Raw genomic sequence first — 23,486 nt, forward strand, 5'->3', positions numbered from 1 at the left:
GCCGTCACCGGCGCCTGCGCCGTCACCGTCACCTTCGGCGCCGCCGAGGACCCACAGCCCGCGGACGACGCGCAGCTGGAAGGCGAGGAAGGCGATGAGCTGGGCGAGGCTGACCGTCTCGTCGGTGGTCCAGCCGGCCTTCGCCAGCGGCTCCCAGATCCCCGGGCGGGAGTCGCGCGGGTGGAAGACCAACAGGTGGGCCAGCCCGAAGGCCGCGGCGAGGCGCCCGCCGACCTTCGCGGCGGCGGCCTCCTCGTCGAACCAGGGGCCGGGCGCGGACTCGCCGGCCAGCCCGGTCTCCCGGTAGACGCCGTAGGGGCCGGTACCTGCGGCGGCGCGGGCGAGCTTGGCCACCATGCCGGCGTGGATCTCGTCGGTCTCGTCGGAGAGCAGCTCCAGGTAGAAGATCACGGCGCGCTGCTGGTCGTGGAGCAGGGCGGTGAAGGCGGCCACGGCGTAGCGCTCGGCCTGGGTGAAGGTGCCCGGCTTTTCGGGCTCGAGCAGCGCGGCGAAGGCGCGCTGCGCGTTCTCGCGCGCCTGGGCGCGCCCGGCGCGCAGGTCGGTGACCGACGGGACGTCGGCAAGCACGTCAATGATGTCGGCGGAAAGTTCAGAGCCCAAGGTTCAGTCCTCCTGTGCGGTAGCGCGACCCGGGGATCGCGTCGATGAGTTCGCGGGTGTAGTCCGTCTGCGGGTGGGTGAAGACCTCCTCGGTGCGGCCGGACTCGACCTGGCGGCCGCCGGCCATCACCGAGACGGTGTCCGATATCTGGCGTACCACGGCCAGGTCGTGCGAAATGAACACGTAGGTCAGGTCGAGTTCCTGCTGCAGGCGGTCGAGCAGGCGCAGGATCTGGGCCTGCACGGAGACGTCGAGGGCGCTGACGGCCTCGTCGAAGACGACGACGTCCGGCTCGACGACGAGCGCACGCGCGATGGCCACGCGCTGCAGCTGCCCGCCGGAGAGCTCCGCGGGCAGGCGCCCGGCCAGCGCCGGGTCGAGGGCCACGCGCTCGAGCGCGGCGGCGACGACCTTCTCGGAGGCGTCGCGGCCGTAGTTTCGCAGCGGCTCGGCGACGATGGAGCCGATGCGCTGGCGCGGGTCCAGCGAGGAGTACGGGTTCTGGTAGACCAGCTGGACCTTCTTCCGCAGCTTCCGGCGGCCGCGCTCGTCGAGGCCGCCGACGTCGATCCCGTCGAGGTCGACGGTGCCGCGGGTGGGGGTACGGAAGCCGGCGACGGCGCGGCCGGTGGTGGTCTTGCCGGAGCCGGACTCGCCGACGATGGCGTGGGTGTGGCCGCGGGCGACGCTGAAGGAGACGTCGTCGACGGCGGTGACCCCGTCGAAGTCCTGGCCCAGCCCGTCGACGGTGAGCACCGTCTCGGCCTGCGGGTCCGGGGTGTGGGTGCGGAAGGCCTCGGCGGTGTGCAGCGAGGGTGCGTCGCGCAGCAGGCGGCGCGAGTACCCGTCGCGCGGGTCGGTCAGCACGGTGGCGGCCAGGCCGGACTCGCGGACCTCGCCGTGCTGCATGACGACCACGCGGTCGGCGCGGTCGCCGGCCACCGCGAGGTCGTGGGTGATCAGCAGAACGCCGAGGCCGAGCTCGCGGCGCATCTCGTCGAGCAGGTCGAGGATAGTCTTCTGCACGGTGACGTCGAGGGCACTGGTCGGCTCGTCGGCGACGAGCAGGCGCGGCTCGAGGGCCACGGCGGCGGCGATGAGCGCGCGCTGCTTCATGCCGCCGGACAGCTCGTGGGGGTACTGGTCGAAGCGGCGGGCCGGGTCGTCGATGCCGACGCGCTCGAGCAGCTCGAGGGCCTTCTTCTTCCGTGTGGCGCGGGTGCCGCGGCGGTGGATGGCCAGGCCCTCGGCCACGGAGGCGCCGATGGTCTGCACGGGGCTCAGCGAGTTCTGCGGGTCCTGGGGCACCAGGCCGACGGTGGTGCCGCGGAACTTGCGCCACTGGCGTTCCTTCAGCCCGGTGACCTCGCGGCCGGCGATGCGGACGCTGCCGGTGTCCAGGGTGGCGGAGTCCGGCAGGAGCCCCATCACGGCGGCGGCGGTGGTGGACTTGCCGGAGCCGGACTCGCCGACGATGGCGGTGATCTCGCCGGGGTGGACCTCGAGGTCGACGCCGCGCACGGCGTGCACGGGCCCGCGGGTGCCGGCGTAGCTGACGGCGAGGTCGCGGACCTCGAGCAGCGGGGTGTCCGCGGCCGGGGCGGGCGTTCCCGGGGCGGGGGTTCCGGTGGTTCCGGTGGTTCCTGTTCCGGTCATCAGAGCACCTTCCTCAGCGCGCGGGAGAGCTGGTTGGCGGCCAGGACGACGGCGACGATGGCCAGTCCGGGCATCAGGGTCAGCCACCAGGAGGTGGCGATGTAGTCGCGAGCCTCGGCGATGATCAGGCCCCACTCCGGGGTGGGCGGCGGGGCGCCGTAGCCGAGGAAGCCGAGGGTGGCCAGCTGCAGGATCGCCGAGCCGAACTGCACGGCGGCCAGCGCGACGACCGGGGCCAGCGAGTTGGGCAGCACGTGGCGCACGAGCACCTGGGTGCGGGTGCCGCCGGAGCCGAATGCGGCCTCGACGTAGTCGGTGGCGGCGACCTTGAGCACCTGGGAGCGCGCCAGGCGGGCGAAGGTGGCCACCGAGGAGACACCGACGGCGATGGCGGAGTTGACGGTGCCGAAGCCCAGGATGATGATCACCGAGAGGCTGACCAGGAGCGACGGCACGGACAGCAGCACGTCGACGCCGCGCATGAGCACCGCGTCGACCCAGCCGCCGCGGGTGCCGGCCAGCAGGCCGACAAGCGTGCCGACGACCAGGCCGAGCGCCACGGCGATCACCGCGCCGGACAGCGAGTGGCGCGCGCCGAAGACGATGCGCGAGTAGAGGTCGCGGCCCACGGCGTCAGTGCCCAGCCAGTTCTCGGCCGAGGGCGGCGCGAGCGGGGTGGCGGTGCCGGAGACCGGGTCGTCGGTGGCCAGCAGCGCCGGGAAGAGCGCGGCGACGACGGCGACGGCCAGCACGATCAGTGCGGCGATCGTGGCCGGGCGGCGCCAGACGCTTGCCGACGCCGAGCGGGTGCGCCGGGCGGTTGCGTCCCGGTCGGCGGTTGCGCCGCCGCCTGCGGCGTCGGCGTGGCGGGTGCGTTTGGTGAGGTTCAGGTGCGTCACGTCAGTTCGCCTTCCTGCGCAGGCGGGGGTCGAGGACCGGGTAGGCCAGGTCCACGAGGAGGTTGATGGTCACGTAGGCGGCCGCGGAGATGACCACGACGGCCAGGAGGACGGGGGTGTCACGGTAGGCGACGGCGTCGACGGTCATCCGGCCCAGGCCGTGGCGGCCGAAGACGGCCTCGGTGACCACGGCGCCGCCGACGAGCTCGCCGAAGACGAGGCCGGCCATCGTCACCGCGGGCAGCAGGGCCGCGCGCATGACGGTGCGCCAGAACAGCCAGGACGGCGAGGCGCCGCGGGCGCGGGTGGCCTGGACGAAGGGCTCGGCGCGGACCTCGTCGACCGCGCGCACGAGCACCTGGGCCAGCGGGGCGGCCACGGGGACGGCCAGGGTGACCGCCGGCAGGATGAGATCCTGCACGCTGCTGGCGCCGATGACGGGCACCCAGCCGAGCTGGAAGGAGATGACCTGGATGAGGATGATGCCGATCCAGAAGCTCGGGAAGGAGACCATCAGCGCCGGCAGCGCGCGCACCGCACCGGTGAGCCACTCGGCGCGCTCGATGGCGGCGAGTGCCGCGATGACCAGGGCGATGACCACGGCAAGCACGAAGGCGGCCGCGGCCAGGGCCAGGGTGCCGGGCAGGGCCTCGGCGATCATGCCGGCCACCGAGGATCCGGTCTGCACCGAGTAGCCGAAGTTGCCGGTGAGGAAGCCGCCGAGCGAGCGCAGGTACTGCACGATCAGGGGGTCGTCGGCGCCGAGCTCGTCGCGGATGGCCTCGATCTCCTGCAGCGACAGGCCGAGCTCGGGGCCGGCGTAGCGGGCGAGCACGCCGTCGGAGGGCAGCGCCGAGAGCAGGAAGAAGGCGACGGTGAAGGTGATGAAGAGCACGAGCACGGCCTGGCCGATGCGGCGTGCGATGTAGCGGGCGGTCACTTGTCTGCCTCCCGGGCCTCGGTGTCGAGGGTGACGGTGTAGAAGCTGGGGCGCCCGATGGACTCTGGCTGGAAGCCCTTGACCCAGGGCTGGACGCCGTAGACGACGGGCTCCTCGAACAGCGGCAGCACGTAGGCGTTCTCGGTGACCCAGTCCTGCGCTTCGCCGGCCAGGCGCTCGCGGTCGGCGGCGTCCGGGTCGGAGGCGACGGCGTCGAGCAGCTCCTCGAGGTGCTCGTCGCCTACGCTGCCGTCGGCGGAGTCGCCGTTGAGCATCTGGTTGCGGGTCTCGGAGTGGTAGAGCGAGCGGATGACGTCATAGTCGGCGCGGCCGACCATGGTGTGCGCGATCTGGATCTTGTCCTGGTCGAGCAGGTCGGCCTTCTGGGTGGCGTTGTCGCCGGGGTTGAGGTTGATCTTGATTCCGACGCGGCGCAGCTGCTCCTGCAGCTTGGTGACCACCTCGCGCGAGCGCGGCTGGGCGATCGCCTCGTTGACCGTCAGCTCCATGCGCCTCCCGTCCTTGACCAGGATGCCGTCCTCGCCCGGCGTCCAGCCGGCCTCGGCGAAGAGCTCGCGTGAGCGCTCCGGGTCGAAGGCGTAGGCCTCGTCGGGCTGGGCCTTGTGGCCGAGCGCGGTGCGCGCCATCGGGGCGTCGGCCATCGGGTAGGACGCGGAGAAGAGCGTGCGCATGATCTCCTCGCGGTCGATGCCGGCGATGATCGCCTGGCGCACCCGCCTGTCCTGCAGCAGCGGGTGGCGGAAGCGGAAGGCCAGCTGGTTGTTCATCCCGTTGGTGCCGTGGGAGACGATGCCGATGCCGCGGTCCTCGAGGTGTCGCTCCTCGGGGGCGGCGACCTCGCGGACCAGGTCGGCCTGGCCGGCGGTCAGCGCGCCGACGCGCACGGACTCCTCGCCGGCGAGCACGTAGCGGACCTCGTCGAGCCCGGCGCGCCCCTGGTGCTCGAGCGCCGGCGGGGCCCAGTCGTAGTCCTCGCGGGCGGTGAGCACGAGCTCGGTGCCGAGCTGCTCGGCGGTGATCACGAAGGGCCCGGAGCCGGAGACGCCGGTCGCCGAGCCGGGCGAGAAGCCCTCGTTGCCCTTGTCCAGGGTGGCGTCCGAGAGCAGCCCGGCGTTGAAGGAGCTGGTCGCCTGGGCGAAGCCGGGGGCGGGCGCGTCGAAGTGGAAGCGCACGCGGTCCTCGGCGAGCACCTCGCCGTGGGAGTAGTTGGAGATCTGCTCGGAGCTGGTCAGCGAGCGCGTCTTGTCGCCGAGGGCGTAGAGGTCGAAGTTCTTGACCACGTTCTCGGCGGTCAGCGGCGAGCCGTCGGAGTAGGTCACGTCCGTGCGGATGGTGAAGGTGTACTCGGTGGCGTCGGCGTTGACCTCGGGCAACTCGGTGGCGATCCACGGGGAGAGCTCGAGGGTCTCCGGGTCCTGGTAGAGCAGCCGGTCGGTGATGTTGTTGACCACCGCGCCGTTGGCGTAGTAGCCGGCGGCCGGCGGGTAGAGGGTGTTGAAGAACTGCGGCTCGAGGTAGGTCAGGGAGTTCTCCGCCGCGCCGGCCGGCCCCGCCGGGCGCGCGCAGGCGCTCAGGGCGGTGACGGCGACCAGGACGGCGGCCACGGCGGCGCGCACAGGGCGCCGCCTCCTGCGGGTCGGGCGGGGTGTATCAAGTTTCACGACGCCGACCGTATCACTGTTACGTACAGATCAGTTCGTCAGGGGCATACAAATCGGTCTACTGGAGGTGTACTAGAGTCTGAAGACATGACCAAGGAACACGCAGCCGACGACGCCGCCGCCCCCGGCATCGCCATCATCGGCGCCGGTCCGCGCGGCATCTCCGTCATCGAACGCATCGCCGCGAACCCGCCGAAGAACTTCACGTTCATCCACCTCATCGACGACGTCGTCTTCTACGGCGGGCGGATCTGGAACCCCGACCAGGGCCAGACGCTGTGCATGAACACGCTGGCCGGGGCGGTCACGCTGTTCACCGAGCCCGGCTCCTCGGTGGGCAACCCCGTCCAGGAGGGCCCCACCCTCTTCGAGTGGATCCGCCTGGTCCGCGGCGAGACCGAGGGCATCTCCGCCGAGAAGCAGCGGCTCTTCCGCCTCAACCCCGTGCGGCCGACGCAGCTGGCGGAGTTCCGCGAGGAGATCGACGCGACCGTCGAGCAGTCCCACCCCACCCGCGCGCTCTACGGGCTCTACATCACCTGGTTCGCCGAGGTCGCCGAGATGCTGCTGCCGCCCGAGGTCTCCGTCTGGCGCCACCCGGGCCGGGTGGTCGAGGTCATCGCCGACGAGGACAACGGCATCGACTGGCTGCGCCTGGACAACGGCGAGCTCATCCGCGCCGACGCCACCGTCATCGCCCCGGGCTGGGTCCAGCCCGGCCCCACCGCCGAGGAGGAGGCGCTGGCCGCGGCCGTCGCCGAGCACCCGGGGCTGACCTGGGTGCGCCCGGACAACCCCATCGACCAGAACCTCGACGCGGTGCCGGAGTGCGGCGACGTGATCGTGCGCGGGCTGGGCATGGGCTTCTTCGACGCGATGGCGCTGCTGACCATCGGCCGCGGCGGACGCTTCCTCGAGGACGACTCGGCGCGCTCGGGGCTGCGCTACGAGCCGTCCGGGCGCGAGCCGCACCTGTGGGTCTCCTCGCGGCGCGGCTACCCCTACGTGCCCAAGTCCGACTACGGCTCGCTGCCGCCGAAGGCCTCCCTGGAGCGGCTGCGCGCCGTCATCAACGAGCTGAGCGGCCGCGACAGCGTCGACTTCACCGCCGAGGTGTGGCCGGCGATCGTGCGCGACGCCCACGCCGCCTACTATCGCACGCTGGCCGCCACGCGCCCCGGGGCGATCGACACCGGTCTCGACTCGCTGATCGGGCTCATCGACGCCACCCCCGTCGACCGGCTCGAGGACACCCTGGCCGGCCACGTCGCAGAAAAAGACCTCTTCCGGCTCTCCGCCTGGTTCGAGCCGCTCGCCGGCGTCTCCGGCACCCCGGAGGAGGTCACCGAGACCATCGCCGGCTTCCTCGCGCGCGACATCGCTGAGGCCGTCGACGCCTGGGACTCCCCGCTCAAGGCGGGCCTGTGGTCGATCAGCGCCTCGCGCAAGCCGTCGGCCATCCTCGGCGACCAGGGCGTCTACACCGCCGAGTCGCGGCGCACCACGCTCTCGGCGTTCATGGCCCTCGGCCAGATGGTCGGCTCCGGCCCGCCGCTCTTCCGCACCCGCGAGCTGCTCGCCCTCATCGACGCCGGCTTGGTCACCCTGCTCGGCGCCGAGCCGACGGTGACGGTGAGTCAGGGCGCACACGCCGCGGCAGGCGCGGCGTCGTCAAGCGACGCGCACTTCACCGTGGTCTCCCCCACCACGGGCACGCCCGTGCGCGCGACGACGTTGGTCGACGCCTGGATGCACAAGCCGGTCATCCAGCGCGCGACCGACAAGCTGTCGCGCTCGATCGAGGCGGCCGGCCGCTGGCGCGCCTTCGACAACCACACCTCCGACGGGCAGGCCGTGCCCACCGGCTCGCCCGAGGTCGACCCGGAGACTCGCGCGCTGGTCCACCCCGACGGCACGCCGGACGCACGGCTGATGCTGCTGGGTATCCCGACCTACGGGCAGATGGCGGACACGACGATCTCGCCGATGCCCGGCACCGACCCGCTGATGCTGCAGGAGACCGACAAGGCGGCGCGCCACGCCGTCGAGGTCTTCCTCAGCGGTCCGTCAACTCGACTCGTGGACGTACCGCGATCTCTGTGATCTGGGTCGACGGCCCGGCGTCGACGGCCGTGCGCACCGCGCGGGCGACCTCGTCGGGGTCGATGTAGTGCTCGACGGTGTAGGTGCCGCCCTCCTGGGCGACCAGCGTCTCGAGCATCGGGGTGTCGGTGGGGCCCGGGGCGACGGTGCTCACGCGCACCCCGGCCGGGGCCTCCTCCTTGCGCAGGCCGTCGGCCAGCGCGCGCAGGGCGTGCTTGGAGGCGGCGTAGACGATGTTGCCGGGGAAGGCGCCGTCGCCGGCCCCGGAGTTGATAAAGACGACGTCGCCGCCGGCCTGACGCAGCGCCGGCAGCAGGCGGCGGGTCAGCTGCGCGGGCACGACGACGTTGAGGTCGAGATGCGTGCGCCACTCCTCCGCTGAGGCGGCCTCGACGGTGCGCCGCCGGGCGACGGCCGCGGCGTGGACGAGGATGTCGACACGCTCCAGGCCCAGCACCTCGTCGAGCGCGCCGGTGGGCTCGTCGAGCAGCTCGGTGACCAGGTCGGCCTGCACGGCCGTGACGTGGGCCAGGGCGCCGAGGCGGTCGAGGCCTGCCGCATCACGGCCGATGGCCCACACGTCGTGGTCGCGCAGGAGGTCCGCGACGATCTCGACGCCCATCCCGCCGGTCGCTCCGGTGACGACGGCGACCTTGCGGGGGCGCTCCGGATCTGCGGCGGCGGTGGTGGCGGCCGCGGGGTTCGCGGTGTCCGCGGTGGTGTCGGTGGTGTCGGTGGTGTTCATGCGGCCAGGGTAGCGCGGGGCCCGGGGCGCGGGCGGGGGGTTAGAGCCGGTCGAGCGCCTGGGCGGCGTCGGCGAGCAGCTGGTCGCGGTCCTCGAGACCGACGGAGATGCGCACCAGGTCGCGCGGCGGGGCGGTCGCGGACCCCTCGGCCGAGAGGTGCGTCATGGTGGCGGGGTGCTCGAGCAGGCTCTCCACGCCGCCGAGGGACTCGGCCAGACAGATCAGCTCGGTGTTGCGGCAGAACTGCTTGGCGGCCTCCTCGCCGCCGGCCAGGCGCACCGAGACCATGCCACCGAAGCCGGACATCTGGCGCGCGGCGACCTCGTGGCCCGGGTGCGAGGGAAGGCCCGGGTAGCGCACCTCGGCGACCTCGTCGCGGGACCGGAGGAACTCGGCGAGTGCCTGCGCGTTGGCGCAGTGGCGGTCCATGCGCACACCGAGGGTCTTGATGCCGCGGTAGGCCAGGTAGGAGTCGAAGGGGCCGGGGATGGCACCGATGTCGCCCTGGAACTTCAGCACCAGCTCGTCGATCTCGGGGTGCGGGGTGACCACGAGCCCGCCGATGACGTCGGAGTGGCCGCCGAGGTACTTCGTGGTCGAGTGGACCACCACGTCGGCACCCAGGCTCAGCGGGCGCTGCAGGTAGGGAGTGGCGAAGGTGTTGTCCACCACCAGGCGGGCGGGGTGCCCGTCGAGCACCCCGGCGACGGCGGCGATGTCGGTCACCCCGAGCATCGGGTTGGTCGGCGTCTCGAGCCAGACCACGGCGGTCTCGTCGCGCAGGGCGCCGCGGACCTGGCCGGCGTCGGTGGTGTCGACCACGGAGTAGTTGACGCCCCAGGGCTTGAAGACGGTCTCGATGAGACGGTAGGTGCCGCCGTAGACGTCACCGCCGAGGATGATGTGGGCGCCCGGACGGGTCAGCGCGCGCAGCACGGTGTCGGTGGCGGCCATGCCGGAGGCGAAGGCGCGCCCCGAGGCCTCTTCGCCGCCCTCGAGGGTGGCCACGACCTTCTCCAGCGCTGCGGTGGTGGGGTTGCCGCAGCGGCCGTACTCGTAGCCGCCGCGAAGCGTAGCGATGTCGTCCTGGGCGAAGGTGGTCGAGGTGTAGACGGGCACGTTGACCGCGCCGGTGTGCGAGTCCGGGTGGTAACCGGCGTGGATCGCGTCGGTGAAGAAGCCGGGGTACGGGGCGCTCACGTGGGGTTCTCCTTCGCGTCGGGAAAGGCGGTCCGGGGGTTTCCCGCAACAATAGACCAAGCGGTACAGGTTTGTCACACGGTCCGGTCCACTCCCCCTGCTCCCCCCGACCCGCACACCCAGGGGCTGCGCGCCGTGCCCACCCCCAGCGCCGCCCCAGCGGTCGCATCGGGCCGTTTCCGCCACTACGTTGGGGCCAATGAACCCCGATGACCTCGCATTACTCGCAGCTAATTCACCCGAAGGTGTCTCCGGGATGACCGATTCCGCGGCCACCACCGTGACCTCCTGGTGGGAGAACGATCTCGTCCAGCAGTGGCTCATCGACGTGCCGATCAGCCTCGGCATCACCCTCGTCGTCGCGATCGTGGCGCACTGGGCGCTGCGCCGCCTCATCGACCGCCTGGCCGAAAGCAACATCGAACGCAAGCCGCGCAAGAAGTCGCACCTGCTGCCCATCGGCCGGCAGCGCGACGCCGAGCAGCAGCAGGAGCAGACGCTGGCCGAGCGGGCCAAGGAGCGGCGCCGCAAGTCGCGCGTCCGCACGCTGGCCCAGGTGGGCAAGTCCGCGGTCGGCATCATCATCTGGGTGTGGGCCGCGCTGGCGATCCTGGACAAGCTGGGCGTCAACATCGCCCCGCTGATCGCCTCCGCCGGTGTCGCCGGCGTCGCCCTCGGCTTCGGCGCGCAGTCCGTGGTCAAGGACTTCCTCGCAGGCATCTTCATGTTGCTCGAGGACCAGTACGGCGTGGGTGACGTCATCGACGTCGGCGACGGCATCATCGGCGACGTCGAGGACATCTCGCTGCGCCTGACCACGATCCGCGACATGGACGGCACGCTGTGGTACGTGCGCAACGGCGAGATCCTGCGCGTGGGCAACTTCGCCGACGAGTACGCCATCGCCCGCCTGCAGATCCCGGTCAGCCTCTCCAACGACCCGGACGAGGCGCGCAAGGTCATCACCGCCGCGGCCGAGGAGGCCTGCGAGGCACCGGAGGTGGCCTCCAAGATCCTGGACAAGCCGAAGATGCAGGGTGTCTCCGCCTTCGAGATCGACCACATCTCCTACCGCATCTCCGTGACCACGATGCCCGGCGACCAGTGGGACGTGCAGCGTCACGTCCAAGGCCACATCCTGGCGCGGATGCACGAGGAGGGCATCGAGGTGCCCTACCCGCACGGCATCGGCATCCAGCACCCCTCGATGGAGGGGGACGAGGCCTAGGCCCCTCAGACCTCCGTCTATTTCCGACGTCCCGTCGGTTCCACACCGCCGCACCCCTTCCGGGTGCGGCGGTTTTCCGTGTGCGGGTGCGCGGCTGGTGCGGTTCCGCCGCGCCGCGGCTCAGAAGAGCGAGAGCCTGGTGGAGCGGTAGACGGTGCCGAAGGGCGCGTCCAGGCGCACCCACCGGCCCAGCTTGGCCACCCGCAGGTGGCGGGGGATATCCGTGCTCGCGGCGAAGCCGGGGATCAGCCCCAGCGAGGTGCAGGTGAAGATCATCCGCATGGGGATCTCCACCGTCTCCACGCCCTCGGCCGGGGCGGAGTCACCGGCCGCGGTGCCCGCTCCCCCGGCCCCCGAGGCGCCGGTGGCCGTCGCGGACTCGCGGCCCTCCGGGTCCGAGCTGACCTCCAGGACCGTCTGGTCGAGCAGGCTGCGCGGCGGGCCCAGCGGGCCGGAGAACTGCCGGGCCAGCGACTGACCCTTGTCGGCCAGGGTGCGCACCACGTCGACGGGCACCCGGTCGATCTCCCTGAAGCCCTGCGCCGGCGGCAGCGCCCCGGGCCACGAGGGGTCACGCGGCGAGCCCAGCGCCAGGTGGCGCGAGCTCGGCTCCGCGGAGTTGTAGACGACCAGCTCGTCGAGCAGCCGGCGCGCGGAGACGACCGCCCCGTCGCGCGAGGCGGTGCCGCGCACGCGGCGGGAGGCGACCACGTCGAAGGGCGTGGTCACGAAGACCTCGACGAACTCACCGCGCTGCTGCAGGCGCGCCAGCGCCGTGGCGTCGAGTCCCACGGCGCGGGAGACGAGCGCCTGCAGGCCGGACGCACCGTCGGAGATCTCGAGGAACTCCTCGGTCCAGCCGCCGTTCGCACCGGTCAACGGGCGCCGTCCTCCCGGTCACCGTGGTCGGGGCCCTCGAGTTCGCCGGCCGGGCCCCTGTCCTCGGAGGACTCCGCGTACTGGGTCAGCACGCCGATCTCCGCGGAGCTGATCGCGCGCGGGCGGGCGGACTCGCGGTCCATGGCCACCGACACGCAGCGCACCACGGCGGCCACGCGGCCCTCGGGGTCCTTGACCTCCTGGCGGGTGGTCATGGAGGTCGTGCCGATCGCCTCGACCGTGGTCTCGATGAGGACGCGGTCCTCCTTGTTCGGCAGGATCGGCTTCATGAAGTCGACCTCGAGGTTGCGCAGGAAGAACATCGGGGTCTTCAGCCCGGCGCGCGGGAACTCCGTGAGCGCGAACTTCACCCTGGCCTCCTGGGCCAGCTCGATGTACTGGGCGTTGTTGAGGTGCCCGTAGCGGTCGAAGTCGTTCCACCGCAGCGGCACGTAGGTCCGGTGGACGGAGCCCTCGTGGATGGATGCCATTGTTCTCGCTTCCCTCTCTGATTCGTGCCTTGTGATGCGGTGCCTGCGTAAGTGCGGTGCCGGCCGGCCGGGCGGGCAGAGACCCGCCGACGCCTAGCGCGTCAGCTTGCGGTGGGTCACGCGCGACGGGCGGGCGGCCTCCTCGCCGAGGCGCTCGACCTTGTTCTTCTCGTAGTCGCCGAAGTTACCCTCGAACCAGAACCACTTGCCCTCCTCGATGTTGCCCTCCCAGGCGAGGATGTGGGTGCAGGTGCGGTCCAGGAACCAGCGGTCGTGGGAGATGACCACGGCGCAGCCCGGGAACTTCTCGAGGGCGTTCTCCAGGGAGCCGAGGGTCTCGACGTCCAGGTCGTTGGTCGGCTCATCGAGCAGCAGTAGGTTGCCGCCCTCCTTGAGCGTCAGCGCCAGGTTCAGGCGGTTGCGCTCACCGCCGGAGAGCACCTTCGACGGCTTCTGCTGGTCCGGGCCCTTGAACCCGAAGGCCGACAGGTAGGCGCGGGACGGCATCTCGTTCTGGCCGACGTGGATGTAGTCCAGGCCGCCGGAGACGACCTCCCAGACCGTGGCCTCGGGGTCGATGTTCTCGCGGTTCTGGTCGACGTAGCTCAGCTTGACGGTGTCGCCGACCTCGACGGAGCCCTCGTCCGGCTCCTCGATGCCCACGATCGTCTTGAACAGGGTGGTCTTGCCCACGCCGTTCGGGCCGATCACGCCGACGATGCCGTTGCGCGGCAGCGTGAAGGAGAGGTCCTTGATCAGGGTGCGCCCGTCGAAGCCCTTCGACATGTTCTTGACCTCGACGACCTTGTTGCCCAGGCGCGGCGGGGTCGGGATCTGGATCTCCTCGAAGTCCAGCTTCTTGTACTTCTCGGCCTCGGCGGCCATCTCCTCGTAGCGTTCCAGGCGGGCCTTGTTCTTGGCCTGCCGGGCCTTCGCGCCGGAGCGGACCCAGGCCAGCTCCTCCTTGAGGCGCTTGCGCAGCTTGGCGTCCTTCTTGCCGGCGACCTCGAGGCGCTTCTGCTTGGTGTCCAGGTAGGTCGAGTAGTTGCCCTCGTAGGGGTAGAGCTTGCCGCGGTCGACCTCGCAGATCCACTCCGCGACGTGGTCGAGGAAGTAGCGGTCGTGGGTCACGGCCAGCACGGCGCCCGGGTAGTCCTGCAGGTGCTTCTCCAGCCACTGCACGCTCTCGGCGTCGAGGTGGTTGGTCGGCTCGTCGAGCAGCAGCAGGTCCGGCTCGGAGAGCAGCAGCTTGGCCAGGGCCACGCGGCGGCGCTCACCACCGGAGAGGTGGGTGACCGGATCGTCGGACGGCGGGCAGCGCAGGGCCTCCATGGCCTGCTCGATCTTGGAGTCGACCTCCCAGGCGTCGGCGGCGTCGAGCGCCTCCTGGAGCTTGCCCATCTCCTCCATCAGCTCGTCGCTGTAGTTGGTCGCCATCTCCTCGGCGATCTCCTCGAAGCGGCGCTTCTTCTCGAAGACGTCGCCGAGGCCGTCCTCGACGTTCTCGCGGACGGTCTTCGAGTCGTCCAGCGGCGGCTCCTGCAGCAGGATGCCGACGGTGGCGCCGGGGTCCAGGAAGGCCTCGCCGTTGGAGGGCTGGTCGAGCCCGGCCATGATCTTCAGGATGGAGGACTTGCCGGCGCCGTTCGGGCCGACGACGCCGATCTTGGCGCCCGGGTAGAAGGCCATGGTGACGTCGTCGAGAATGACCTTGTCACCGATGGCCTTGCGCACGTTCTTCATCGTGTAGATGAACTCGCCCATGTTTCCCCTCTGTCGTGGTTATTCGCGTCAGACACTAGAGGGTAACCCTACCAGCAGCGCGGCGCCGGGCCAGGCCGCACCGAGCGGGGCTCAGGCGACGTCGGCGGTGGCGAAGGGGACCTCCTCCCCGCCCGGGGCGGTGTCGAAGGTCGCCGGCTCGGAGTCCCCGTCCGGGGCCTGCCCGAACTCGACGTTCTGGGGCTTGTAGAGGTCCTCGTCGACGTTCTGGGCGAACAGAGCCTGGTTCTGCGGGTCGCGCTCGTTGGCCCAGCGCTCCACCACGTTGACGCAGCGGTTGACGCGCGCGAAGTGGCGGTTGAGGTCGTGGGCGACGGCGCGGGCCTTCAGCAGCACGCGCGAGCGGCGCCGATCCTCCTCGGTGGCGCCCTGCTTGCCCTCCCACTCCTCGGTGACGAGGTAGCCGGTGGCCACGATCGGCGAGCCCTTGTCCAGGCTCACCCGGCAGTTGTAGGCCAGGTCGCCCCAGGCCTCGACGTCGATGAAGAGCTCGTCGACGCTGCTCCAGCCGGTCTTGGACTTCTCGTCACGCAGGGAGCGGTCGGCGGCGATGCGCATCTTGACCACGAGCGCGCCGGTCTGGGTGCGCCGCAGCCAGGGCTTACGGGTGAGGTTGCCGGTCAGGGTGACCGGGTGGTTGATGGCCATGACGGTCCTTTCCCGCGGGAGCGCGAGGGTGATCGGTGCGCCCCCGGACACTCCCGCGGAATCTCCCCCCGGGGGCTCGCCCCCGATGCTGCCCTGTGACCGCGACCGCCCGCAGCGCCCCGGCGCGCGCCTGTGGACAACCCGACGTCATCCACAGGCCGGCCTCAGCGCCGCTTGCGCCCGCCGCGCCTCTTGCGCTTGCGCTCCCCGCGCTCGCGGGCCTCGCCGAACTCCTCGGTGTAGTAGGCGGAGTCCGACATCGGCCAGGGCACGCCCGGGTGCTCGGGGCGCGCGTCGCGGCGGCGCGGGCGGGCGTCCTCGGCCTCCGCGTCGTCGGCCTCGCTTGCCGACGTCCCGTCGCCCGCCGTCGCGGTCTCCGTCACCGCCGTGTCCGTGGTTGCGCCGTCCTGCGCCTGCGGCGCAGGCGCCGACGCAGCTCCGGAAGGGGTACCGCCGGCGGGGGCGGACGGGGCGTCGTCAATCTCTGTCGCAGGCTCGGTGTCGTCGTTGAGGCTGGCCAGCCACTGGTTGTAGGCGGAGTGCTCGGCGTCGTCGGTGGCCTCGGCGCGCGCCTCGTAGGCCTTCTCCTCGGCCTTGTCGTCGCGCAGCCACTGGTAGAACAGCGCGCCGAAGACGACGACCAGCGGGAAGGAGCCCGAGGCCCAGGCGATGCCGCCGCCGACCTTCTGGTCGGCGAGCAGGTCCGGCGCCCAGGGCAGCAGCAGGCCGGCGTAGAAGTCCTCGGCGAGCACCTCGTTGAGCTGCATGAGGTAGACGCCGAAGTAGAGGTGCACCGGCATCGAGAGCATCAGCCAGCCCAGGCGCAGCAGCACGCTGCCGCGCTTCGGGATCGGGTCCGAGCCGATCATCTCCCAGAAGTAGAGGAAGCCGGAGGTCAAAAAGAGCACGTTCATGATCACGTGCCCGCCGTGCTCGGCGACCATCACGTCGAAGAGCGGGGTGATGTAGATGATGTAGAATAAGAAGAGGAACTGCAGCGTGTTGACCGCCGGATTGGTGATCCAGCCCAGCGTGCGGCTGTGGCACAGGGCGAAGGCCCACTCGCGCGGTCCGGGCCGGCCCGGCGCGCCCGGCTCGGCAGCCTGCATGACCAGGGTGAACGGCGCGCCGAGGACCAGGAAGACCGGCACGACCATAGCCAGGCCCATGTGCACGATCATGTGCACGGAGAACAGCGCCATCATGTTCATGCCCATGCCCGAGCTCATCATCACGGTCAGGGAGAGGCAGCCGAGCAGGAACCAGAAGGTGCGCACGGCGGGCCAGTCACCGCCGCGGCGGTGCACGCGCACCACGCCGTAGATGTAGGCGGCGGCGAGCACCAGGCCGATGGTGCCGAAGAGCATGTCGAAGCGCCACATCGTCCACACGTTCCAGAAGGTGGGCGCCTCGTGCAGGTCGAAGCCGATCTTGACGGCCATCGGCGAGAGGTTCGGGTCGCGCGGGGGCGGCGGCGGGGTGCGGCCCATGGAGATGGCCACGCCGGTCACGGCGGCCATGACGGCCACCTCGACGACGGCCACACGGCGGAAGGCGCGCTGGCCCGGGTCAGGTCCGGCGAGCTTGGGCATGGTGACCTGGCGGTGGACGAAGCCGAGGAAGGCGAGTACGACCACGCCGACGGCCTTGGCGGTGATGATCAGGCCGTAGGTGGTGGTCAGCCAGTCGGAGAAGTCGATGCGCACCGCGGCGTTGACCATACCCGAGACGGTCATGACGATGATCGAGAACAGCGCGAGCTTCGAGTAGCGCGCCACGGCGGTCTCCGTGTCCGGGCCGAGGCGGCGGCAGTGGGCGATCAGCGCCATCAGGCCGCCGATCCAGAGCACCAGGAAGATCAGGTGCCACAGATACGAGTTGGTGCCGTAGTCGTGGTTGCCGCCGGCCGCGGAGTGGCCGTCGAGCCCGTTGGGCACCACGGCGAGCACCGCGAAGACCAGGGCGAGCGGCTGGCTGGACCAGCGGCGGGCGAAGAGGGCGGGCACACCGACGAGGAAGGCCAGCCCCGCGGTCCACGCCCAGGCCTGCGCGGCGGAGACCTGCTCGAGCGCGGTGGCCCAGGCGGCCGGCTGGAGGACCTGGGAAAACGGGGTGCCGGAGACGTCGGAGAGCGTCAGCGGCACCATGACCAGGGAGATCACACCCAGCGCCAGCGAGGAGAGCGCGCCGGTGCGCGCGGCGATGTGCCCGTCGACGGTCAGGCGGGCCTCGAGAATGCGGGAGTTGTCGTTCTCCGGCACGTCCGGGTTGATCAGGAAGGCGGCGGCCAGGTACGAGCCGACGGCGAGCGCGGAGACGATCCAGGAGGCCGCGCGCAGGAAGGGCAGGCCGACGGTGGTCAGCCGGCCGGGGTCCGGGATGCCGAGTGCCGCCAGGGAGTCGGCGAGCAGCCCCCAGGAGATCGCCGCGCCGACCACGCCGGCGAAGACGATGAAGGCGAGGTAGAGCGGCCAGGTCGACCGGACGGAGGGGCGCCAGGCCGGGCCGGCCGGGGCCTCACCGTCCCGAACGAGCGTGTCAGACATAGCCACCACCCTACTTCCCCGCCGCCCGGCCACCTCTTGGGGCGCAGGGGGCCGTGCACTAGAGTCACTGCACGTGGGGACGCTTGCCGACGCCGCGCTGCGACGCGCTGCGTCCGACTCACCGTCCCCGCCGCGCCCCCATAGCTCAGTGGATTAGAGCATCCGGTTTCTACCCGGCTGGTCGCGGGTTCGAATCCTGCTGGGGGCACCACTGAAAGCGCTGGTCAACGCATCTTTTCGAGTGTGCGGCCAGCGCTTTTTCCCACGTCTGCGGCGGCGGTGCCCCGAGCGGGGAGTTCCCCGCCCGAGATGCGGGATGTTTTCGCGTCGCGCACAATGGCCCCCACGGGTCGCCCCGGAAAGGGAACCGGAGGCGCCCCGGACCGGTCTAAGGGGGACGAGGGGAAGAGAGATCCCCGCATCACGACCGGTTGAGAGGCTTCGACAGCGAGGGGGCAATGCCGATGCGACCACCACCGACCCGACGATTGACGACGCTCGCGACAGTCACCGTCGCGGGTCTGCTCACCGTGGGCTGCGCGGGTTCCGCGGGCCCGGTGCTCGACACCGCCGCCGCGATCAAGGGCAGCGACGGTGGTGGGGACAGCGCCGGGACGGAGGCCGCCGACAGCGCGCACGACGGGCCGACGTTGTTCGGCGTCCCCTCGTCGAAGCTGCCTTTCGAGCCCGGGCAGATCGACATGGCCACGCACCCGGACGAGCAGTTCAATCCCTGCACGGAGATCTCCCCGGAGATCTACCGGCAGGCAGGCATTGAGCTCAAGATCGAGCCCGACATGGACAAGCTCGCCGGCTACGTCGCGAGCTGTTCGGGGAGCAAGACATCAACTGACGCGTCTCCACACGAACCAGGTGGCGAGCGATTCCAGATTCTCAGTTCTCGTTCCACCCTGGCTGATCTTCAGAACCAAGGTATTGAGATTTTTGAGATCTCTGAGCAAGATCCGTTCTCGCCCCATCTGATCAACGGGACAGCGGACAGGAACGAATGCGCGAGCGGGGTCAACACCAATCGGGGGCGTTGGGAAATCATGTTTATCCCACCTCTGAATACCGGAAATACCGCGGAGTCCTGTAAGCGTGCGAGGGAAGCACACGAAACGATCACGAAACTCATCGGGGGAAATGCATAATGATCGAACTAGATAGAGCAGCAACCAAACGCGCAATCACCAAGATCGTCGCCCAGGTCAATGCCGCACAGGAAGCCATGTTTGCCGCACAACGGTCGACCATAAGTGGCGCATATTCGGCGGTATCCGGCCTCGATCAACTCGGTGCCGCGCATGGAATTGCCCTCCAAGGCGGAAACGGTTCTGCCGCCGGAGTCCTCAAGCAATTCGCCGAGCAACTCAACTGGGCGCAGGAGGCCCTCGCCTGGACCGACAGCATCCTCACCAGCCGCGACCTCGCCAACTCCATGGGCCTGCTCAACAACTTCTATGAGGCCGGCCGAGAGCCGCTGAGCCCGACCCAGCTCCCGAACGAGCCCGCAGCCAACTACGGCGCGCTCAACCCCACCCACCCGGTCGTCGCCCCGACGCTGAGCCTCGACCAGCTCGCCGGGGAGTTCGCCGCCACCGGCACGCACCTGACCATCCAGGCGACCGACTCCTGGAACACCATGGCACGCGCGCTGGCGGCGGTCGCCGACGAGCTCAACGCCGTCGCCGCCGACGTCACCGGGGCCAACACCGGTGCGGTCTTCGACAGCGCCGCCGGTCGCATCACCGAGATGGCTGCCCGCGCCGGGCACTTCTCCGCCAACGCGATGGTGATGGCCCAGCACACCCAGGCTCTGCATGCAGCCCACGCTGCCGGCAACGCGGAGGTCCAGGCGGCCCGGGCGGCGGTCACGGCCATGCCGCCGGCCGAGCGCATCGCCGCCGAGCAGGCCTTCCTGACCACCTTCGTCCCGAGGTTCCAGGCGTCGCTGGCCCCGGCCATCCCGGCGGTGCACATGCTCATGGACCCCGCCACCGCCCAGGGCGGCGGCCAGGTCAGCGAGAACCCGCAGTACGCGACGACGAACGCCCGCATCGATGAGGCCGCCGGCGCCTGGCGTGGCGCGGGCAACCACCTGGTCACCCAGGCTGCCACCGTCCTCGGCGGGGGCGCCCCTCAGGCCAGCCACTACGCCGGGCCTTCCGGCATGGCCGGGCCGCCGGCGCTGACGACCCCGGCGAGCCACCCGCTCGGCTCCCCCGCCGCTGCCGCCCCGACCCTGGGCGGCGCCAACGGTCCGGTCCCCGGCATCGGCGGGACGACCGGCGCCAGCGCCGCCGCACCGCTCAGCAGGTCCGGGGCCCTGGGCGGGGCCAACGGAATCAACGGCGGTCTGGGAGCAGGCGGCGCCGGTCGCACCGGGTCTCTCGGCACTGCCTCTCCGGTATCCGGTGTCGCGTCCCAGTCTGGGATGCTCGCCCCGGGGGCATTCGGGGCTGGCAACTCCGGGTCCGCGCGGACGGACACCCCGACTTCGCCGCGCCTGGGTGGTTCCGCGAACATGCCGCGCGGCATCGGCGGCGGGCTGCCGGGTGGCGCGGGATCCCCGGCACTCGGCGCGGTCCGCGGCGGCGGAGCAGGTTCCTTCGGTGGTTCGGCCGGCGGCTCGGCGGGCCTTGCCGGGGCCCACTCCCCCGGCGGGCGCGCCGGCTTCGGAGGCGTGGTGCCCGGCGCGCCCGGGGCGGGAGCACCCGGTGTCTCCGGCGCCGGCGTCCCAACCGCCGGTGCGGGCACAGGCGGCGGCCAGGCCGGTACCGGCATGCGCGGCGGGATGCCGGTCGCGCCGATGATGGGGGCGAACGGCGCCGGTCAGTCCGGCGGGAGCTCCAGGTCGGTCAAGGCGGTCACCACCGCCGTCGAGCTCGACGAGAACCGGCGCAAGCTCCTCGGCGAGCCGACCCCGACGGTGCCCGGGGTCATCGGCGACTGGGCCCGCGAGCAGCGGGTCTGACCGTCCCCGGTCAGACCCGCTGCGGCCGACCCGGATCTGCCGGCCTCGATCGGCCGATCCGGATCGGCCGGCCCCTGCCTCTCCCCTACTGGGAGAGCATGGAGAGCACGGCGCTCTCCGGCAGCACCTCGGCGTGGTGGGAGGCCGACTGCCCGGCCTCGTCGAGGGTCTGGCCCAGCGGGGCGAAGGCGCTCGCCGGGTCCTGGCCCGCGCCCAGCGCGTCGACGGCACCCTGGGCGTCGGCCCCGATGCGCTGCGAGTACTCCGCGGCGTCGGCCTCGGCGGCCGCGACGTTGCGCTGGTGCTCGGCGACGAAGTCCGGCATGGCCCCGTTCTCCTGGGCCCAGTCGAGCGCGACGGCCTCGTCCTCGCCGAAGGTGCGCAGGTCGTCGGAGTGCTTGGCCTCCGAGTCGGTCAGCGAGAAGCGCTCGTTGACCTGGCCGTCGGGGATGCCGTAGGCCTGCTCGACGGCCACGTCCGCCGGCTGGGCGCGGGTGATCGGCCCGAAGACCATGGAGCTCACGCCGAGCACCTCGCCGGTGTTCGGGTCGAAGTTCACGCCGCCCGAGTCGCCCTGCACGTAGCCCAGGTCCCAGGCCCACAGCCCGTTCTGGGAGCGCACCAGCAGGGTGCCGCAGCTGCGGCCGGTGGTGGTGCCGTCCTTGCAGATCGGCTGGCCGGCCACGGAGAAGTCGTACTGGCCCGGGGCCAGGTCCGGGTAGTCGCGGATCGCGGTCAGGCGCACCGGCGTGCCGTGCGCGTTGCCCGCCTTGTCCACGGAGTCGGCCATGCGGCTGTCGACCACGCCCTCGTTGAGCACCGCGGTGCCCCAGTCGGGCGAGTCGACGGACAGGCGCAGCGTCTCGGCGAGGTCCCCCTCGGCCTGCGCGAGGTCCGCCTCGTTGGTCGCCGGGGCGTGGGCCTGGTCGCGGTAGCCGATGACGGTGTCGCCACCGCTGCGCGTCGGCGCGAAGACCCGGTCGCCGAACTCCGGCTGGCCCTCCATCGGCGCCAGGCAGTGCCCCGCGGTGACCAGCACGCGCTGCTGCGTGCCGTCCGGCAGCACCACCGTGCCGATGACGCCCTGGCTACAGACCTGGCGGTTCAGGTACTCTGGCAGGGGCATGTCGGTCAGCTGCACGTCGCTGCGCATGGGGGCGCCGGGGGCGGCGAGCGCGGCGCGCTCGTCGGCGCCCGCGGGGGCGTCGGAAAGCACGGCGGTGGCCAGGGCAGCCGGCAGCAGCGCGGCGAGCACACGGGTGCGCACGGACTTCGTCATCGGTGGATACCGCTTTCTGTGGGTCGAGGGCTATTGGCGGCAGCCAGTGTAGCCCCGCGCCGCGCGCGGGTAGCATCGTTGAACACGCACGCCGTGTCACGATTTCGACACGATCCCCGATGAAGGAACGGTGCCCGATGACCCTGCCCTACCCCTCGACCTCCGCCGCCGCGCTGGTCACCGGTGCCAGTCAGGGCATCGGCGAGGCGATCGCCCGCAAGCTGGCCCGCTACGGCCACAACCTGATCCTCGTCGCCCGCCGCCGGGAGGTCCTCGAGAAGATCGCCGCGGAGCTCGAGGAGGCCCACGGGGTCACCGTCGAGGTCCGCCCGGCCGACCTCGCCAAGGCCGAGGAGGTCACGAAACTTGTCGAGGAGATCGAGAACCGGGAGATCAACATCCTGGTCAACTCGGCCGGCATCGCCAGCTTCGGGCCCTTCCTCGACCAGGACTGGGACTACGAGACCAACCAGTTCAACCTGAACGCCACCGCCGTCTTCCGCCTCACCCGCGCCGCGCTGCCGGGCATGGTCGCCCGCGGCGAGGGCGCCATCTGCAACGTCGGCTCGGCGGCCGGCAACGTGCCGATCCCCAACAACGCGACCTACGTGTTCACCAAGGCCGGCGTCAACGCCTTCACCGAGGCGCTGCACTACGAGCTCAAGGGCACCGGCGTGCACTGCACGCTGCTGGCCCCGGGCCCGGTGCGCGAGGCGGAGATCCCCGAGTCCGAGCAGTCCATCGTGGACAAGGTCGTGCCCGACTTTTTGTGGACGACCTACGAGTCCTGCGCCGACGAGACCCTCGAGGCGCTGGCCAAGAACCGTCGCCGCGTGGTGCCCGGCCCCCTGTCGAAGGCGATGAACGCCATCTCGGCCTACGCGCCGAGCGGGCTGCTCTCGCCGGTGATGGGCTGGTTCTACGCCAAGATGGGCTGAGATTTACGACGCCGCGCCTGCCGCTACTTCGCGGTCAGGGGCACGACGTGCAGTGCCGGGTAGGCGCGCTCGTCCGCGGTCAGTTGCGTGTTCAGGCGCAGCTCGAGCACCGCGGCGAGGCGGTCGGCGCAGCTGATCGCCTGCGGGTGGGTCTCGGCCAGTGAGTCGCCGAGCACGCCCATGCCCTCGTCGAGCTGCTCGCCCTTGTCCACGCGCACGAAGAAGTAGCGCATGTGGGTGATGAAGCGGGCCGCACTCAGCCCGTCGCGGTCGATGCGGGTGCCGTAGGCGGCGTCGATGACGTCGAAGAGCTGGGAGAACACGCCCGTCATCTGGTAGGTCGCCGCGAGGTTTCCGCCCTGGAATCCGGTGCCGACCAGGTGCAGGGCGATCGCGGTCTCCTCGGCCGCCGGCAACGGGCGCTCGCCGCGCTGCGTGATCCACCCGTTGGCCCGGGCCAGCAGTTCGCGGGCGGTGGCCAGCTCCTGCGGGTAGAGGTGGGAGACCTCCGCGGCCAAGGGGTTCGGCTGCGCGGCCGCCGAGGGGTCGGCGGTGTTGCGACGCACGGCGACGTTGAGGTGGTCGGCCAGCGCGATGACGGTCGAGGCGGGCACGTCGTGCCCGGCGAGCAGGTCGGCGGCCAGGTCGACGAAGTCGGCGGGCACGTCGGCGACCATGCGCGCGACGTTGTCGGCGTCGCGGCCCTCGTCGGGGACGAAGGTGCGGCGCACGGCCCGCGGGTCGACCTCGTCTCCGGGGCGGGTGTTGAAGCCCAGCCCCTTGCCGGTGAGCACCACCGGGCCGCCGTCGGCACGCGCGGCGAGCACCACGTTGTTGTTGAGCACGCGCAGTACCTTCACCGCCGGCCTC

General features: G+C 71.3%; 19 protein-coding genes and 1 tRNA gene. 6 read left to right on the top strand and 14 right to left on the bottom strand.

The window, feature by feature from the left end:
* From QP119_RS09445 to QP119_RS09465, 5 genes are all read right to left on the bottom strand, one after another.
* Positions 1–621, bottom strand: a 621-nt coding sequence (locus QP119_RS09445; protein WP_284775618.1) for a CMD domain protein, incomplete at its 3' end; no start/stop codon positions are given.
* On the bottom strand, positions 611–2,278 hold the full coding sequence (locus QP119_RS09450; protein ID WP_284775620.1) for a dipeptide ABC transporter ATP-binding protein: 1,668 nt from the start codon (positions 2,276–2,278) through the stop codon (positions 611–613). The genes QP119_RS09450 and QP119_RS09445, both read right to left, overlap by 11 nt.
* Complete coding sequence (locus QP119_RS09455; protein ID WP_423777795.1) at positions 2,278–3,177, bottom strand: ABC transporter permease; 900 nt, start codon at positions 3,175–3,177, stop codon at positions 2,278–2,280. The genes QP119_RS09450 and QP119_RS09455 overlap by 1 nt, the downstream gene beginning before the upstream one ends.
* Position 3,178: 1 nt before the next feature.
* Positions 3,179–4,117, bottom strand: a complete 939-nt coding sequence (locus QP119_RS09460; protein WP_284775622.1) for an ABC transporter permease — start codon at positions 4,115–4,117, stop codon at positions 3,179–3,181.
* Positions 4,114–5,754: a TIGR04028 family ABC transporter substrate-binding protein gene (locus QP119_RS09465; protein WP_284775625.1), complete on the bottom strand. Its 1,641-nt coding sequence runs from the start codon at positions 5,752–5,754 to the stop codon at positions 4,114–4,116. Before QP119_RS09465 ends, QP119_RS09460 begins: the two co-directional genes overlap by 4 nt.
* 132 nt (positions 5,755–5,886) lie before the next feature.
* Between QP119_RS09465 and QP119_RS09470 the strand changes: the two genes are divergently transcribed.
* Complete coding sequence (locus QP119_RS09470) at positions 5,887–7,902, top strand: FAD/NAD(P)-binding protein (RefSeq protein WP_284775627.1); 2,016 nt, start codon at positions 5,887–5,889, stop codon at positions 7,900–7,902.
* Here the strand turns inward: QP119_RS09470 and QP119_RS09475 are convergent.
* Together QP119_RS09475 and QP119_RS09480 are read right to left on the bottom strand one after the other, a co-directional pair.
* Positions 7,856–8,524: an SDR family oxidoreductase gene (locus QP119_RS09475; RefSeq protein ID WP_423777796.1), complete on the bottom strand. Its 669-nt coding sequence runs from the start codon at positions 8,522–8,524 to the stop codon at positions 7,856–7,858. The two genes, QP119_RS09470 and QP119_RS09475, sit on opposite strands and share 47 nt — an antisense overlap.
* 163 nt (positions 8,525–8,687) lie before the next feature.
* Positions 8,688–9,848: a cystathionine gamma-synthase gene (locus QP119_RS09480; protein WP_284775632.1), complete on the bottom strand. Its 1,161-nt coding sequence runs from the start codon at positions 9,846–9,848 to the stop codon at positions 8,688–8,690.
* A 256-nt stretch (positions 9,849–10,104) separates the two neighbouring features.
* On the opposite strand from QP119_RS09480, the gene QP119_RS09485 reads away from it, so the two are divergent.
* Positions 10,105–11,076: a mechanosensitive ion channel family protein gene (locus QP119_RS09485; protein WP_284775633.1), complete on the top strand. Its 972-nt coding sequence runs from the start codon at positions 10,105–10,107 to the stop codon at positions 11,074–11,076.
* Positions 11,077–11,196: 120 nt separating this feature from the next.
* Here QP119_RS09485 and QP119_RS09490 read toward each other — a convergent pair whose 3' ends face one another.
* The 5 genes from QP119_RS09490 to QP119_RS09510 form a co-directional block, all read right to left on the bottom strand.
* The gene (locus QP119_RS09490; protein ID WP_284775635.1) at positions 11,197–11,955 is read right to left on the bottom strand and encodes a hypothetical protein; all 759 of its coding nucleotides are present in this window, start codon (positions 11,953–11,955) and stop codon (positions 11,197–11,199) included.
* The gene (locus QP119_RS09495; RefSeq protein ID WP_284775637.1) at positions 11,952–12,446 is read right to left on the bottom strand and encodes an acyl-CoA thioesterase; all 495 of its coding nucleotides are present in this window, start codon (positions 12,444–12,446) and stop codon (positions 11,952–11,954) included. The genes QP119_RS09490 and QP119_RS09495 overlap by 4 nt, the downstream gene beginning before the upstream one ends.
* Before the next feature lie 93 nt (positions 12,447–12,539).
* Entirely contained in the window at positions 12,540–14,210 is a 1,671-nt protein-coding gene (gene ettA / locus QP119_RS09500) for an energy-dependent translational throttle protein EttA (protein WP_284775639.1), read from the bottom strand.
* A 90-nt stretch (positions 14,211–14,300) separates the two neighbouring features.
* Complete coding sequence (locus QP119_RS09505) at positions 14,301–14,876, bottom strand: single-stranded DNA-binding protein (RefSeq protein WP_284775640.1); 576 nt, start codon at positions 14,874–14,876, stop codon at positions 14,301–14,303.
* 164 nt (positions 14,877–15,040) lie between these two features.
* Positions 15,041–17,422 carry a cytochrome c oxidase assembly protein gene (locus tag QP119_RS09510; RefSeq protein WP_284775641.1) on the bottom strand — a complete coding sequence of 794 codons (2,382 nt, stop codon included), beginning with the start codon at positions 17,420–17,422 and terminating at the stop codon, positions 15,041–15,043.
* Between the two features lie 134 nt (positions 17,423–17,556).
* Between QP119_RS09510 and QP119_RS09515 the strand changes: the two genes are divergently transcribed.
* The 3 genes from QP119_RS09515 (at position 17,557) to QP119_RS09525 (ending at position 20,399) form a co-directional block, all read left to right on the top strand.
* A tRNA-Arg gene (locus QP119_RS09515) sits at positions 17,557–17,633 on the top strand.
* Between the two features lie 220 nt (positions 17,634–17,853).
* The gene (locus tag QP119_RS09520; protein WP_284775643.1) at positions 17,854–18,576 is read left to right on the top strand and encodes a hypothetical protein; all 723 of its coding nucleotides are present in this window, start codon (positions 17,854–17,856) and stop codon (positions 18,574–18,576) included.
* A complete protein-coding gene (locus tag QP119_RS09525) occupies positions 18,576–20,399 on the top strand; it encodes a hypothetical protein (protein ID WP_284775645.1) in 1,824 nt (607 codons plus the stop codon). The genes QP119_RS09520 and QP119_RS09525 overlap by 1 nt, the downstream gene beginning before the upstream one ends.
* Before the next feature lie 85 nt (positions 20,400–20,484).
* Here the strand turns inward: QP119_RS09525 and QP119_RS09530 are convergent, their stop codons facing one another.
* Complete coding sequence (locus QP119_RS09530; RefSeq protein WP_284775648.1) at positions 20,485–21,678, bottom strand: hypothetical protein; 1,194 nt, start codon at positions 21,676–21,678, stop codon at positions 20,485–20,487.
* Positions 21,679–21,815: 137 nt separating this feature from the next.
* Between QP119_RS09530 and cmrA the strand changes: the two genes are divergently transcribed.
* Complete coding sequence (gene cmrA / locus QP119_RS09535) at positions 21,816–22,616, top strand: mycolate reductase (protein ID WP_284775651.1); 801 nt, start codon at positions 21,816–21,818, stop codon at positions 22,614–22,616.
* Between the two features lie 23 nt (positions 22,617–22,639).
* On the opposite strand, the gene QP119_RS09540 is transcribed toward cmrA, so the two are convergent.
* Positions 22,640–23,476 (bottom strand): CAT RNA binding domain-containing protein, encoded by an 837-nt coding sequence (locus QP119_RS09540; RefSeq protein WP_284775652.1) that lies wholly within the window; start codon positions 23,474–23,476, stop codon positions 22,640–22,642.
* Positions 23,477–23,486: the final 10 nt, after the last annotated feature.

Source organism: Corynebacterium frankenforstense, assembly GCF_030211955.1.
In the GTDB taxonomy this organism is placed as follows: domain Bacteria; phylum Actinomycetota; class Actinomycetes; order Mycobacteriales; family Mycobacteriaceae; genus Corynebacterium; species Corynebacterium frankenforstense_A.